The sequence below is a fragment of the Chitinimonas lacunae genome, assembly GCF_042650885.1.
Lineage (GTDB): Bacteria > Pseudomonadota > Gammaproteobacteria > Burkholderiales > Chitinimonadaceae > Chitinimonas_A > Chitinimonas_A lacunae.
In genome coordinates this window covers 128,646-141,988 of sequence record NZ_JBHSBU010000001.1, presented here as the reverse complement: position 1 = coordinate 141,988, position 13,343 = coordinate 128,646, and the positions used below count along the sequence as shown (strand labels likewise).

Sequence of the window (13,343 nt, the reverse complement as noted above, 5' to 3'; positions counted from 1 at the left end):
GTCCCAGACGCCGCCTCCCGACTGCCGAGCATCCCTTCCGGAGAGACCGTTGTCTATGCGTCATCTGCTTCACCTTGCCCTGCTGTTCGGCGCCGGTGCAGGCTGGGCAGCCAGCTTTCCCCTGATCAAGGTCTGCGCCAACGAAGCCGAACTGCCACCCTTTACCTTTATCGAGCGCCATCACGGCACGCCCACGGGCAAGATCACCGGTGCCACGGTCGACCTGTTCGAGCGGATCGCCCACAAGCAAGGCTGGCGCTATCAAGTCGAACTGCTGCCCTGGCCGCGCTGCCTCGCTTATATCCATAGCGGCCGTTTCCAGGTGGCGCTCGATGTCGGTGGTGTGCAGGCCAGCCGCAACGAGTATCTGTCCACCCCCGCCTATTACCAGACCCACCCGCTCTACTTCTACTCGCAGCGGCGCCGCCAGGAAGCGCCACGGATCACCACGCTGCGCGACCTCAAGCACTACCGGCTCTGCGGCTTGCAAGGCTATCTGTATGAAGGCTATGGACTGCGCAGCGAAGAAGTCGATACCGGCGCGCGCAGCTATTCGCAACTGATTGCCAAGCTCCATCTGAACCGTTGCGATCTGTTTATCGAGAAGCGCGAAGTGATCGCCGGTCTTTATCTGATCGAACCGACCGTCAACAAGCTGCTCAAGGAACCCGATCTGCTGTTCCAGGCACTGCCCGATTCCAACGGCAATAGCCTGCATATGATCGTGTCGCGTCAATGGCCCGACAGCGAACGGTTCTGGCGCGAGCTCAGCGAAGGGATTCAGACGGGACTGAAGAACAAGGAAATGGACGGCTTGCTGGAGCGTTACCTTCCTTAACGAAGAGAGAATAATATTTTATTTATTATTTGATTTGTTCCGCACCAGATCTAGCAACCATTTTTCCTGATTTTTTCCATCAAGGCTTCCTGCCCGGTTGTCGCCCCTCGCTTGCCTTCTGCTGTCCCCTGGCTTTTCCCTTACCCTCGGCTTTCTTGGTACTTTGCGGTTTTCGCCACACCGGTCATGACAAGGGCTTGGCAAGTCGGGGCCGTCTCATGCAAAAAATATATATACAGAAAAACTGAAACAGTCGTTGACCATCTTCCGCTATCCCCGTCGTGGGGCTGGCTTCAGAATAATTACATTCGTGCAAGGATTTTGATGATGCGCCCGCTCCCGACTCTTTTTCTCTCCCATGGTTCTCCCATGTTGGCGCTCGATGCCGGCGTCACTGGCGAAGCATGGCGCACCGCCGCCAATGCCTTGCCCAAACCGGACGCCATCGTCGTCGCCTCGGCGCATTGGAGCATCAGCATCCCGGCAGTCAGCGCCAGTCCCAGTCCCAGCACCATTCATGATTTCTTCGGCTTTCCGGCCGAGCTTTACCGTATCCAATACCGTCCCCCCGGTGCCGTCGATCTGGCGCGCGAGGTCGCCGAACGTTTCGAGGCCGCCGGCCTGCGCCAGGTCGGCATCGACCCGGCGCGCGGCCTTGACCATGGCGCCTGGGTACCTTTGCGCGAGATGTATCCGGCGGCCGATGTACCGGTGATCCAGATCGCCCTGCAAGCGCGGCTCGGCCCCCGCCACCACTATCAACTCGGCCAGGCACTGCGCGGCCTGGGCGCCCGCAATGTCCTGGTGCTGGCTTCGGGCAGCCTGACCCACAATCTGCACGAAGCGATGGCGGCACAGGAAGGCGACCCGGTGCCGGACTATGTGCTCGAATTCCAGGCCTGGATGGCGGAAAAGCTCGGCGACGGCGACCTAGACGCCCTGCTCGACTATCGCGTCCAGGCCCCTGATGCCGCCCGCGCCCACCCGACCGAAGAGCATCTGCTGCCGCTGTTCGTGGCCCTGGGCGCCGCCGCCGAACCGCTGCGGGCGCGCAGATTATGGGATGGGGTGACGCAATCGGCCTTGGCGATGGATCTGTACCGCTTCGAATCCTGAACGCCTGATTTGACAAACAAGCGCTTGCTTGGCAGATTCGCCGCCATCTCTTCCCAATGGGCTCGACGATGAAAGCCTCGACGCTACGGCGGCTGATCAATCTATGGCCGCCCTTTCTGTTTACGGGTATCCGCGCTGAACGCATTTCCTCCGATTATCGCGAAGTCGAGGTGGTGCTCAATCTGCGTTGGTACAACCGCAATTATGTCGGTACCCACTTCGGCGGCAGCCTGTTTGCCATGACCGACCCGTGGTACATGCTGATGCTGATGCAGCGACTGGGCCGCGACTACTACGTCTGGGATCGAGAAGCCTCGATTGAATTCCTGGCACCGGGCCGTGGCCGGGTACGTGCCCGGTTTCAGATCAGCGACGAGCAGCTGGCCGATATCCGCCAGCAGACCGCCAGCGGCGAGAAATACCTGCCGCGCTTTGGCATCGATATCCTCGATCAGCAGAATCAGGTGGTGGCCCGGGTCAGCAAGACTCTGTACATCCGGCGCAAGCCCGACGCCCGCAGCGCGGCCGCTTAAACCTGGAAAAATTCCGGCAAAGCTGGTGCCAGACAGGGTCGCACGTATCTTTAGAAATAGTGATTCTTTGCTGAAGGCGGCGTTTTTGCATGGCAGCGCTGTGCAGCAGGACGATTCATATAAAAAAATCAGGTGACAGCGGCAATAACGCCTGTCTACCATGGCGGTTCGCGTCTCGCCCGTTCGGGCGAAACCCGAACCACCCAGAGGTAGGTTGCCTGCGCGGGGACATTGACCGTCCCCGCTTTTTTTGCGCCACCTCGGCGCGCGCGCCGGCTTTTGCGCGCCGCAATAACCAAGTAAAATGCTCGACTTTATTTCCGCTTCCCCGCAGCAGAAAGTCCTCCATGTTCGCGCGCCTACGTGAAAATATCGCCGTCGTCTTCGACCGCGACCCCGCCGCCCGCTCGACTTGGGAGGTCCTGACCTGTTACCCGGGACTGCATGCCCTGACCTTCCACCAGCTCGCCTTCTGGCTGCACCGGCACCATCTGCGCTGGGCGGCGCGCTTTGTCTCGCATCTGGCGCGTTGGCTGACCGGCATCGAGATTCACCCCGGCGCCACCATCGGCCGCCGGGTTTTCATCGACCACGGCATGGGCATCGTGGTCGGCGAAACCGCCGTGATCGGCGACGACTGCACGCTCTACCATGGCGTCACCCTGGGCGGTACCTCGTGGAATAAAGGCAAGCGCCATCCGACCCTCGGCCGTGGCGTGATCGTCGGCGCCGGCGCCAAGATCCTCGGCCCGATCACCGTCCACGACGGCGCCAAGGTCGGCTCCAATGCCGTGGTGGTCAAGGATGTGCCGCCCGGTGCCACCGCCGTTGGCATTCCGGCCCGGATCGTCACCGACGACCGCGCCCGCCTGCGCGAGGAGTCGGCCTCGCGGATGGGCTTTTCGGCCTATGCCATCTCCAGCGATATGAACGACCCGATGGTGCAGGCCATCCACGGCCTGATCGACCATAGCGCCAATATCGATCAGCGCATCGATATCATCATCAAGCAGCTCGAACGACTCGGCGTCGACTGCACGGAAGAGCGCGCCACCGCCGATAAATTCGACCCGAACTATCTGAACAAAATTGTTGACTAAATTAGTAGGGTAAAAGGTTGACTATTTTTATCGGGTATTTTATGCTTCGGCCCGTTCTGTACCAACGCTGTCGCGGCCATACGCCGTTATAGGAAGTAAGCCATGCGCCTGACCACCAAAGGCCGTTTTGCAGTAACGGCAATGCTGGACCTGGCATTGCGTGAGGCGGCCGGTCCGGTCACGCTGGCCGGCATCTCGGAGCGCCAGCGTATTTCGCTGTCCTACCTTGAACAATTATTCGGCAAGCTGCGGCGCAACCAACTGGTCGACAGCGTGCGCGGACCCGGTGGTGGTTACTGCCTAGCCCGACCGGTAGATCAAATCTCGGTGGCACACATCATCATGGCGGTCGACGAGCCGCTCGACGCCACCCAGTGCGGGGGCAAAGAAAACTGTCTCGAAGACAAGCGCTGCATGACGCACGATTTATGGGCAGATCTCAATCGCACGATCTATGACTACCTCGCCGGCGTCACGCTGGCGCAGCTGATCGAGAAGCAACAGGCCAAGTGCAACAGCGAAGCCGCTGTTCTGCACGACCGACGAAAATCCGCGCAGGAGCCCGAGGCGCGGTTTTAATGGGTAACGATACGCACCGCTTGGAGCAGACGAAATGAAACTGCCGATCTACCTCGACTACTCGGCGACCACGCCGGTCGACCCGCGCGTCGCGGAAAAAATGATTCCCTGGCTGACCGAACATTTCGGCAATCCGGCCAGCCGCTCCCATAGCTTTGGTTGGGAAGCCGAAGCGGCCATCGAGAAAGCGCGCGAACAGGTCGCGGCGCTGCTCAATTGCGATCCCAAAGAGATCGTCTGGACATCGGGTGCCACCGAGTCCAACAACCTGGCCATCAAGGGCGCGGCCCATTTCTATCAAGACCGTGGCAAGCATCTGATCACCATGAAGACCGAGCACAAGGCCGTGCTCGATACCATGCGGGAACTCGAACGCGAAGGTTTCGAGGTGACCTACCTCAACCCGCGAGCCGATGGCCTGGTCGATATGGCCCAGCTCGAAGCGGCCATCCGCCCCGATACCGTTCTGGTCTCGGTGATGTATGTCAATAACGAAATCGGCGTGATCCAACCGATCGCCGCCATTGGCGAGCTGTGCCGTGCCCGGGGCATCCTGTTCCATGTCGATGCGGCCCAGGCCACTGGCAAGGTCGCCATCGATCTGGCCAATCTCAAGGTCGATCTGATGAGCCTGTCGGCCCACAAGACCTATGGCCCCAAGGGCATCGGCGCGCTCTACGTCCGCCGCAAGCCGCGTGTGCGGCTTGAAGCACAGATGCACGGCGGCGGCCATGAGCGCGGCATGCGCTCGGGCACGCTGGCACCGCACCAGATCGTCGGCATGGGCGAAGCCTACCGGATCGCCCGCGAGGAAATGGCCAGCGAACTCGAACGTATCCGCATGCTACGCGACCGGCTGTGGCAGGGTCTGCTCGATATCGAGGAGGTCCACCTCAACGGCGATCTGGAGCAGCGGGTTCCGCACAACCTCAATGTCAGCTTCAACTTCGTCGAAGGCGAATCGCTGATCATGGCGCTCAAGGATCTGGCGGTATCGTCAGGCTCGGCCTGCACCTCGGCCAGTCTTGAGCCCTCCTATGTGCTGCGCGCGCTCGGCCGCAGCGACGAGCTGGCGCATTCGTCGATCCGCTTCACCATCGGCCGCTTTACCACGGTCGAAGAGATCGACTATGCGATCCGGCTGATCCACGACAAGATCGGCAAGCTGCGCGAGCTGTCGCCGCTGTGGGAAATGTACAAGGACGGCGTCGACCTCGACAGCGTCCAGTGGGCCGCGCACTAAACGGCCGATTCGTCGGATTGGAACGGCGGCACCCGAGCCGCCGTGCAGCAAGGAGTACCTATCATGGCTTATAGCGAAAAAGTGATCGATCATTACGAGAACCCGCGCAATGTGGGTTCTTTCGACAAGGGTGACGAGTCGGTCGGGACGGGTATGGTTGGTGCCCCGGCCTGTGGCGATGTGATGAAATTGCAGATCAAGGTCAATCAGGACGGCGTGATCGAGGATGCCCGTTTCAAGACCTATGGCTGTGGTTCGGCCATTGCGTCGAGCTCGCTGGTAACGGAATGGGTCAAGGGCAAGACGCTCGATCAGGCGCTGGCGATCCGTAACAACCAGATAGCCGAGGAACTGGCGCTGCCGCCGGTCAAGATCCACTGTTCGATCCTGGCCGAGGATGCGATCAAGGCTGCCGTGGCCGACTACAAGGCCAAGCACGGTACCGCCTGAGTCCGGACCGCCGCCGCGCGCGGCGGTCTTCTGCCTTGCAACAGGAGATTTGATCGATGGCACTGACCCTGACCGAAAAAGCCGCCCGCCATGTCAGCAACTACCTGAACAAACGCGGCAAAGGCGTGGGTGTACGGCTGGCCGTGCGGACCTCGGGCTGCTCTGGCATGGCCTACAAGCTCGAATTCGTCGATGATGCAGCGGCCGACGACCTGGTATTCGAAAGCCATGGCGTCAAGATCTTTACCGACGCCAGGAGCCTGCCCTATATCGACGGCACCGAACTCGATTTCGTGCGCGAAGGGCTGAACGAAGGCTTCAAGTTCAACAACCCCAATGTCAAGAACGAGTGTGGCTGCGGCGAGAGCTTCAATACCTGAGCCCGGCGCCATGAGTTTCGATTTCACCCTCGACCATTTCGCCCTGTTTGGCCTGCCGCGCCAGTTCCGGCTCGACCCGGCCGAACTGGAGCGCCGCTACCGCGAGTTGCAGTCGCGCTTTCATCCCGACCGGGTCGCAGCACTTGGCGATGCCGAGAAGCGCCACCATCTTCAAGCTGCCACCCGGATCAACGAAGCCTACCAGGCACTCAAGCGTCCCTTGGCCCGCGCCCGTTATCTGCTCCAGTTGGGCGGTGTTGACACCGGCGAGGAAACCAATACCGCCATGCCGGCCGACTTTCTGATGGCACAGATGGAATGGCGCGAGCAGATCGCCGAGGCCCGCGCCAGCCGCCATGTCGGCGCGCTGGAGAAACTGGGCCGCGAGCTGCGCGCCGAGATCCAGGCGCTGGAAAGCCTGTTGGCCGGTCTGATCGACGATAAGCAGGATGTGGTGCGTGCCGCGCTCGCTGTGCGCAAACTGCGCTTTATGGAACGTCTCGACCAGGAAATCGGCGACGCCATCGAGGCCGCGCTCGACTGACTGCACCTGGACGGCGCCCATTCACCGTCCACCCCATTCCTATAACGATTAACAAAATCGACCGTCATGGCACTTTTCCAAATCGCCGAACCCGGCCTCAGTACCGAACCGCACCAGCATCGCCTTGCTGTCGGTATCGACCTTGGCACCACCAATTCCCTGGTGGCCACGGTAAGAAGCGGGGTAGCCACCGTTCTGACCGATCAGCATGGCCACGCCCTGCTGCCTTCGGTGGTCCACTACGGCGGCGACGGCCAGGTCGAAGTCGGCTACCCAGCGCAGGCGCAGCAGTTGCTCGATCCGCGCAATACCATCGTTTCGGTCAAACGCTTCATGGGCCGGGGCGTCAAGGATCTGCCCGACGCCGCAGCCGCCCCTTACCGCTTTGTCGACACCCCAGGCATGCTCAAGCTGCGCACCGTGGCTGGCGATAAGAGCCCGGTCGAGGTCTCGGCCGATATTCTGCGCGAACTCAGACATCGGGCCGAACAAAGCCTCGGTGGCGAACTGGTTGGCGCTGTCGTGACTGTCCCGGCCTATTTCGACGATGCCCAGCGTCAGGCCACCAAAGATGCCGCTCAACTGGCCGGACTCAATGTGCTGCGTCTACTCAACGAACCCACCGCCGCCGCCATCGCCTACGGACTCGATCAGGGCGCCGAAGGCACCTATGTGGTGTACGACCTGGGTGGCGGGACCTTTGATGTCTCGGTATTGAAACTGACTCGTGGGGTGTTTGAAGTCCTGGCCACCTCGGGCGATTCGGCGCTGGGCGGCGACGATTTCGACCAGCGCATCTTCTGCTGGATGCTGGAGCAGGCCGGCCTGTCGCAACTCAACGACCACGACACCCGCCTGCTGCTGACTCGGGCGCGCGAGGCCAAGGAGGCCCTGACCGACCACGCCGAGATCCGGATCACCGCCGTGCTCAATGATGGCAATACGCTCGATCTCGAACTGTCGGCCGCTACCTTCCAGACTCTGACCTCGCCACTGGTGCAGAAAACCCTCAACCCGGTACGACGCGCCCTGCGCGACGCCAAGATCGAGCGGGAGGAAGTGTCCGGCGTCGTGCTGGTCGGCGGCGCGACCCGGATGCCCCATGTGCGTGCCACCGTCGCCGAATTCTTCGGCCGTGATCCGCTGACCAATCTCGATCCTGACCGGGTGGTGGCGCTTGGCGCCGCCATCCAGGCCAATGCCCTGGCCGGCAATAAAGGCGACGGCGAATGGCTGCTGCTTGATGTGATTCCGCTGTCGCTCGGGCTGGAAACCATGGGTGGGCTGGTCGAGAAGATCATTCCACGCAATTCCACCATTCCGACCGCCCGCGCCCAGGAATTCACCACCTACCAGGACGGCCAGACCGCCATGGCGCTGCATGTGGTCCAGGGCGAACGCGAGTTGGTGGCCGATTGCCGCAGTCTTGCCCGCTTCGAGCTGCGTGGCATCCCGCCGATGGTGGCCGGTGCCGCCCGGATTCGGGTGACTTTCCAGGTCGATGCCGATGGCTTGCTGTCGGTGAGCGCCGCTGAGCAATCGACCGGCATCGAGGCGCGCATCACAGTCAAACCGAGCTATGGTCTGGGTGACGATGAAATCGCCCAGATGTTGCAGGACTCGCTGCGCAATGCCGAAGCCGATATGCGTGCCCGCAATCTGGCCGAAGCCCGGGTTGAGGCGCAAGGCCTGCTACAGGCCGTCGAGAGCGCCCTTGCCAGCGATGGCGATCTGCTCGGCCCGGACGAACGCGACCGGCTCAACGCAGCTGTGGCGGCACTGCGCCTCTCCCTGGTCGGCGACGACGCCCCCCGGCTGCGCCAGCGCACCGATGCACTCAATCAGGCTTCCAGCGAATTCGCCGCCCGCCGCATGGACGCGGCGGTCCGCCGTGGTCTGACCGGGCACAAGCTCAGCGAACTCGAATAGCCCCTGCCCCATTGTCAATCCGGCGCCGCCGCCCCTCCCGATCGCGGGTGACGGCACCGAGCGAGGAAAACCGCCATGCCGCAAATCATCGTGCTTCCCCATCCCGAGCTGTGCCCCGAAGGCGCGGTGATCGAAGCCGAAGCCGGCGTCAGCATCTGCGACGCCCTGCTCGACAACGACATCGAAATCGAACACGCCTGCGAAAAGTCCTGTGCCTGCACCACCTGCCATGTGATCGTGCGCGAAGGCTACCGCAGCCTCAACGAACCCGATGAACTCGAAGACGACCTGCTCGATAAAGCCTGGGGCCTGACTTCCGTTTCGCGCCTGTCCTGTCAGGCCATCGTCGATGAAGAGAATCTGGTGGTCGAACTGCCCAAGTACACCATCAACCACGCCTCGGAAAACCACTAAATTCCCTGGGCCGGCTAGCCCAGCGCAATTCAGCCAAAAAGAGCGAGCCAGTTACTGACTGGCTCGCTCTTTTTATAGGGAATTTTTCATAACAGATAGCCCACCAAGAAAACGCCAACAACAGCACCGACGCAGTAGCATCCAGTACAAAACTATTGTCTCATCTACAGAACCGATTTTTTGACATATGGAAGAGATGAGGATGGTCCAATGGATAAGCGGACCATCTCAATCTGAAAGCAAGGCTAAGAAAAATGCCGGTCCTTCAAACAAATAATCGATATAGCCAGCCCTTCCATCTCGGAAACAGCGCCAGCCATCCCAGGATGGATTGCAGAAACGATAGGGTGAATTCAATTTCGAAGTGCAATTCCAATTAAATGATGGACTTGCGTCATTCCCGTCAGTTTTTCGAATTGTTGCAGGGGCGCCACATAGCCAAACCGCTTTCGCGGGCGAGTATTTAAGCGCTGCATAGCAAAGTGAACTTCGGCCTCTCGCACTTTATCCAAGGGTGATCCTTTGGGGAAATATTGGCGCAATAGACCATTCGCGTTTTCATTGCTCCCCCTCTGCCAAGGGGAATGCGGCTTGGCAAAAAAGAAATCCGCTTCTAATGCTTCAGCAATTTGTTCATGACGCGCAAACTCTGTCCCATTGTCACTCGTAATCGTTTTGACCCACTCCCGAATCGGTGTCAATAAATGGATCATGCCTATCTTGACCGCCTCGGCCGTTTTCTTCGCTAGCGGATAGGTCAACATTAAACCTGTTTTACGCTCGGTCAGCGTTAAGATCGCCCCTGCTTGACCCGCCCCAATCACCGTATCGGCTTCCCAGTCACCCACCCGTTCTCGGCTTTCCACCACCGCTGGGCGGTTCGAAATATCTCGACGATTCATCAGGATGCAACGCTTCACCCCTCGTCGCCATGGACGCCGACGCGGTTGGCGGCGGCGTAGATGGCGCCACAGCTGATTCTCCGGATTGGCATAAATCCACTGATAAATGGCCTCATGACTGATGGCCCGGCCTAATGAAGCCGAGATTTGCTCAGGACTCCAATCTTCTTTTAGCTTGAGCACAACGTCTTGCCACAGAGATTCTTTTATGTACGAGCCAGTTCTTTTCACTTGACTGCTGCGTTCTTGAGCTGTCACGGCTCGATACCCTGGCTGGCCACCGTTTCGCTTGATTTCTCGGCTCACTGAGGACGCGCTTCTACCCAGCAACTCCGCAATCGCTTTTTGTGAAATTCCTTCCCCCAACCCTTTTTCTATCTGGTATCGTTCGGCTTGGCTGAAGTGCCTGTAGGAATTCATGGGTTTTTATTTTCTTGGCGGAAAACGGAAGCTCATCCTATAGCACTTCGCCTCCCTCTGCTTTTTTCTTTGCTTCCCGATTGCACTTCAAATTTGAATTCGCCTAGGCTCTCACGGAAAAGACCTGCTCGATCTGTTAAAAGCCAAGAATGGCTTTTTAGGCCTTTTCATCAGCATTGCATGTATTTCCCGCATGTCTTAAAGATGGGGTAATGGATCTGGCCACCTGGAATTCATCAGATTTATGGCAAAAATACTATAAAGAACTGGTGGACCGACACATCTTCTTTGCTGAAGATGCCTTTGGTTTTCAATTTTCCATACGGCATGAGAGGATTTCCACACGAAAAAGCAAAAAATCTAAAGAAAGAAGATTGGGATTGCCCATCCTACATTTTTCACTCTTCTTTCTCCCCGCTTCTGCCTCATTACTGACAGCAAAGGAAACAGGCATAAGACAGATGAGATGGCAATCAAGGCAGGAAGAAGACGTGTTGCCGAGTGGCGTAGTGGAAGCGATTTTTGTCAAGTCCCCCAGCAGAAAAAATAAGCAACTTGGGAGGCGGCAGAATGTCTGGCAAATATATGCCTGGCATCACCCCGAGAAACAGTCAAAAATTCTTAATTGATCCCAATATATTATTCCGGAACATCAACCTTATATCCGGATTCCGGAGGAAGGGATTGAATGTGCGGACCTAATCAATAACTTTCGCAACTCAAAAGCCTCCAATGATTAAATTGCAGTAGCATCCCCCTGCCTCTGCACCGATAATTCCACCTCCCTATCGCACCCTACCGTTCCTGCCATGACCGACAACCTGACCAGCCAACAACGTGTTGCAGCCGCCCTGGCCGCTGCCGGGCTTGATGCCGATATTCGTGAATTCCCAAGCGGCACCCGTACTGCCGCCGATGCGGCCGCCGCGATCGGTTGTCAGGTGGCCGAGATCGCCAAATCGATTGTTTTACGCGCAGTCGAATCCGACCGGCTGGTGGTCGTCGTCACCTCCGGCAGCAATCGGGTGGACGAAAAGAAGGTCGCCGCCACGCTAGGTGAACATCTGAGCAAGGCCGACGCCGAGTTTGTGCGGAGCCGCACTGGTTTTGCCATTGGCGGCGTCGCGCCGGTCGGCCATATCGAGCCGCCTCTGCTGCTGATCGATCAAGACCTGTTGCAATATCCACACGTCTGGGCGGCCGCCGGCACGCCCAATTCCGTTTTCCGCCTCACCCCCGACCAACTGGTTCGCCTGACCGGCGGCCGGGTCGCTGACATCAAACAGGAGTAATACCGATGAAATGGACCGATTCCCGCGAAATCGCCATCGCCCTGAGCGAAACCCATCCCGATATCGACCCCAAGAATGTGCGTTTCACCGATCTGATGAAGTGGGTGCTGGCGCTCGACGGCTTTGACGACGAGCCGGGCCACTGCGGCGAGAAGATTCTGGAAGCGATTCAGGCCTGCTGGATCGACGAAGCCGAATAAGGACTGGCGGGAAACCATGGTCAACCGGGGTTGATAGTCTAAGCTGAGGACATCAGAACCGCTCCATAGCGCTGGAGGACACCGTGGCCCGCCAATACGCCCGCATCGAGCAGGAAGATCTCAACCCGAGTGAACCGCTACCTTGGGATGTCTTCAATGAAAAGGGCTTTTTGTTGCTCAAGCAGGGCAACACTGTCCGCAAGGAACAGCTCGATCGCATGTTGCAAAGCGGCATCTATGCCGCCGCCGCTGCCCTCGAAGAAACCCGGCAGTTGCGCATCGGCAGCACCGAAACCGAACGCACCTCCGCCTACCGTTGCCTGGCCGATGCCCGGCGCGCCATTGAAGGCGCCTTCGCTGCCTGTCGCGCCAAGACCGAAGACTTCGGCCAGCGCATCGACAGCCTGATCGAGGATGTCGAAAAAGCCATCGAGATCAACCCACTGGTCGCAGTCGCCGTGATCTCGATGAAACCCGAAGGCCCCTATTCGCATCGCCATCCGGTCGATAGCGCCGTGATCGTCTCCCTGCTCGCCCGCGGCCGCGATATGCCCAATACCGAACGCCGCTCGCTGATCTCCGCAGCGCTGACCATGAATTTCGGCCAGTTTGAAACCCAGGATGCCCTGGCCAAGGTGGGCGGTCTGCTGTCGGCAGCCCAGAAAGCCGAAGTCCAGGCCCATCCCGAAACCTCGGCCGCCATGCTGGAAGCGGCCGGCGTTACCGACCGGCTCTGGCTCGATACCGTACTACGCCATCATGAACGCTATGACGGCGACGGCTATCCGGCCAAGCTCGCCGGCGAAGCGATCGGCGAACATGCCCAATTGCTGGCCATGGCCGACTGGTACTGCGCCCGCTTGAATCCTCGTGCCGACCGTAGCGCCCAGCAGCCGCCCACCGTGGTCAAGCTGTCACAGGCCGAAGCACGCCATGCCTTCTCACCGGTGCTGCTGCCGCTGCTGCCCAAGGTGTTGGGACTCTACCCGGCAGGCTCGATGGTCAAGCTCGCCAATGGCGACGTGGCCGTGGTTGCCTGCCATACCACCGACCCGCACGCGCCCATCGTCTACTCGGTCAAAAGTCCGCGTGGTCCGCTCCATCATGCAGTGCGGCGCGAGACCAACGACACTAATCATGAAGTGCGTGAACCGGTCGATCCGGCCAATCTGATCTTCGATAAGCCGTTACGGCTGACCGAGTTCTGGGGCAAAGACGCCGAAGGTGGCTGACGACTCCACAACACAACGGAAACGGCACCTACTGCGCACCCGGTGCTTTGCAGGCTGCGATCGCGATGTTAACCTTGGCAGGTTTTGCCCGGCTCACGCGCCACCCGCCTGGTGGCTGTCGCAGCGGGCCACGGCTGCCGGTCCCGGCGCCGTCGTAGCGAGTTCCGTTGA

The 13,343-nt window shown here is 59.6% G+C and carries 16 protein-coding genes; 15 read left to right on the top strand and 1 reads right to left on the bottom strand.

Going from position 1 to position 13,343, the window contains the following annotated elements:
* The first annotated feature begins 55 nt into the window (after positions 1 to 55).
* From ACFOW7_RS00620 to fdx, 11 genes are all read left to right on the top strand, one after another.
* Positions 56 to 838 (top strand): substrate-binding periplasmic protein, encoded by a 783-nt coding sequence (locus ACFOW7_RS00620; protein WP_378159919.1) that lies wholly within the window; start codon positions 56 to 58, stop codon positions 836 to 838.
* A 324-nt stretch (positions 839 to 1,162) separates the two neighbouring features.
* On the top strand, positions 1,163 to 1,954 hold the full coding sequence (locus ACFOW7_RS00615; RefSeq protein ID WP_378159917.1) for a dioxygenase family protein: 792 nt from the start codon (positions 1,163 to 1,165) through the stop codon (positions 1,952 to 1,954).
* A 68-nt stretch (positions 1,955 to 2,022) separates the two neighbouring features.
* Complete coding sequence (locus ACFOW7_RS00610; RefSeq protein ID WP_378159914.1) at positions 2,023 to 2,487, top strand: DUF4442 domain-containing protein; 465 nt, start codon at positions 2,023 to 2,025, stop codon at positions 2,485 to 2,487.
* Between the two features lie 347 nt (positions 2,488 to 2,834).
* A complete protein-coding gene (gene cysE / locus ACFOW7_RS00605) occupies positions 2,835 to 3,587 on the top strand; it encodes a serine O-acetyltransferase (protein ID WP_378159912.1) in 753 nt (250 codons plus the stop codon).
* A 102-nt stretch (positions 3,588 to 3,689) separates the two neighbouring features.
* The gene (gene iscR / locus ACFOW7_RS00600; protein ID WP_378159910.1) at positions 3,690 to 4,166 is read left to right on the top strand and encodes a Fe-S cluster assembly transcriptional regulator IscR; all 477 of its coding nucleotides are present in this window, start codon (positions 3,690 to 3,692) and stop codon (positions 4,164 to 4,166) included.
* Positions 4,167 to 4,200: 34 nt separating this feature from the next.
* Positions 4,201 to 5,409, top strand: a complete 1,209-nt coding sequence (locus ACFOW7_RS00595; protein WP_378159908.1) for an IscS subfamily cysteine desulfurase — start codon at positions 4,201 to 4,203, stop codon at positions 5,407 to 5,409.
* A gap of 63 nt (positions 5,410 to 5,472) precedes the next feature.
* Positions 5,473 to 5,859 (top strand): Fe-S cluster assembly scaffold IscU, encoded by a 387-nt coding sequence (gene iscU / locus ACFOW7_RS00590; RefSeq protein ID WP_378159906.1) that lies wholly within the window; start codon positions 5,473 to 5,475, stop codon positions 5,857 to 5,859.
* A gap of 56 nt (positions 5,860 to 5,915) precedes the next feature.
* Positions 5,916 to 6,239 (top strand): iron-sulfur cluster assembly protein IscA, encoded by a 324-nt coding sequence (iscA, locus tag ACFOW7_RS00585; protein WP_378159904.1) that lies wholly within the window; start codon positions 5,916 to 5,918, stop codon positions 6,237 to 6,239.
* A 10-nt stretch (positions 6,240 to 6,249) separates the two neighbouring features.
* A complete protein-coding gene (gene hscB / locus ACFOW7_RS00580) occupies positions 6,250 to 6,783 on the top strand; it encodes a Fe-S protein assembly co-chaperone HscB (protein ID WP_378159902.1) in 534 nt (177 codons plus the stop codon).
* Positions 6,784 to 6,849: 66 nt separating this feature from the next.
* Positions 6,850 to 8,712 (top strand): Fe-S protein assembly chaperone HscA, encoded by a 1,863-nt coding sequence (hscA, locus tag ACFOW7_RS00575; protein WP_378159900.1) that lies wholly within the window; start codon positions 6,850 to 6,852, stop codon positions 8,710 to 8,712.
* A gap of 75 nt (positions 8,713 to 8,787) precedes the next feature.
* Positions 8,788 to 9,126, top strand: coding sequence for an ISC system 2Fe-2S type ferredoxin (gene fdx, locus ACFOW7_RS00570; protein ID WP_378159898.1), 339 nt, complete (start codon positions 8,788 to 8,790; stop codon positions 9,124 to 9,126).
* A 353-nt stretch (positions 9,127 to 9,479) separates the two neighbouring features.
* Here fdx and ACFOW7_RS00565 read toward each other — a convergent pair whose 3' ends face one another.
* Complete coding sequence (locus ACFOW7_RS00565; RefSeq protein ID WP_378159896.1) at positions 9,480 to 10,448, bottom strand: IS30 family transposase; 969 nt, start codon at positions 10,446 to 10,448, stop codon at positions 9,480 to 9,482.
* Positions 10,449 to 10,660: 212 nt separating this feature from the next.
* On the opposite strand from ACFOW7_RS00565, the gene ACFOW7_RS00560 reads away from it, so the two are divergent.
* The 4 genes from ACFOW7_RS00560 (at position 10,661) to ACFOW7_RS00545 (ending at position 13,172) form a co-directional block, all read left to right on the top strand.
* Positions 10,661 to 11,077 (top strand): hypothetical protein, encoded by a 417-nt coding sequence (locus tag ACFOW7_RS00560; protein ID WP_378159894.1) that lies wholly within the window; start codon positions 10,661 to 10,663, stop codon positions 11,075 to 11,077.
* Positions 11,078 to 11,257: 180 nt separating this feature from the next.
* Entirely contained in the window at positions 11,258 to 11,740 is a 483-nt protein-coding gene (locus ACFOW7_RS00555; protein ID WP_378159892.1) for a YbaK/EbsC family protein, read from the top strand.
* Positions 11,741 to 11,745: 5 nt separating this feature from the next.
* The gene (gene iscX / locus ACFOW7_RS00550) at positions 11,746 to 11,940 is read left to right on the top strand and encodes a Fe-S cluster assembly protein IscX (RefSeq protein WP_378159890.1); all 195 of its coding nucleotides are present in this window, start codon (positions 11,746 to 11,748) and stop codon (positions 11,938 to 11,940) included.
* Between the two features lie 83 nt (positions 11,941 to 12,023).
* Positions 12,024 to 13,172 carry an HD-GYP domain-containing protein gene (locus tag ACFOW7_RS00545; protein WP_378159888.1) on the top strand — a complete coding sequence of 383 codons (1,149 nt, stop codon included), beginning with the start codon at positions 12,024 to 12,026 and terminating at the stop codon, positions 13,170 to 13,172.
* Positions 13,173 to 13,343 lie beyond the last annotated feature (171 nt).